At 66.3% G+C, this 803-nt stretch carries 1 protein-coding gene; it reads right to left on the bottom strand.

Translation table 11 applies throughout. The features are described from left to right. Positions 1 to 528 precede the first annotated feature (528 nt). Positions 529 to 803, bottom strand: a 275-nt coding sequence (locus STSP_RS37620) for an XdhC family protein (protein WP_198547448.1), incomplete at its 5' end; no start/stop codon positions are given.

Raw genomic sequence — 803 nt, 5'->3', positions numbered from 1 at the left:
CCAGGTCGACGTCGGCCTCACCACCGAGCGCCACCCGTCCGGACACCTCGCCGGTGGCAGGGTCGGTCAAATCGATGACCGTGCCGTCGAGGGGCTCGCGCCAGGCGCCGTCGATGTACAGCTCGGTGTACTCACGCATGGTGTCTCCGTTGGATGCGCAGTTCTTCGCCACACGGACGACCATGTGGCGGAGGCGGCCTTTCGTGTGCGAAGGCGCCTTGCGGAATCCATCGTCGTGACGGAGAGAGCTGGCATACAGGGAGATCTTTTCCTGGGAAGCTGTCCCTAGGAAAGCCGGTACCAGGCACGCGCAGACCGCTTCTGAGCAGCCAGTTGGTCAGCCGAGATCTCCGATTGTTTGTCGGGCATGGCTCCCTCCCTTTCCTGCATGCGAGGGCACTGCCGCAACCATGTCGCGGATCATCCTGGGGACATCCGTCACCTGACCGGATACGTGAAGCCCTCCCCTCTGTCACCGTCCGGTCGGTTCCGTCGGCTCCGGGTCCGCCCCGTTGCGCGCGGGGTTACTCAGCTCGGCCAAACCGTCGCACAGGCGGGCTGCTCTCGCGCGGCGCGACCGGAGAGGGAAGCCGTGTCATGGTGAATGGGAGTGGGTGTACTGGCCAGTGGTAGGCCTGAGCCGCCCTGTCGATCGGCGACGATCTCGGCAAGGATCGACAGGGCCGTCTCCTCTGGCGTGCCCGCGCCGAGGTCAAGGCCGATCGGTGAACGCAACCGGGCCAGCTGGTGATCGGTTACCCCTGCTGCGCGCAGGCGCTGTATGCGGTCCTCGTGGGTGCGCC

Source organism: Streptomyces jeddahensis, from assembly GCF_001642995.1.
Taxonomy (GTDB): domain Bacteria; phylum Actinomycetota; class Actinomycetes; order Streptomycetales; family Streptomycetaceae; genus Streptomyces; species Streptomyces jeddahensis.
The sequence above is the reverse complement of the archived record's forward strand: the minus strand, read 5'-3'. Positions and strand labels throughout refer to the sequence as shown.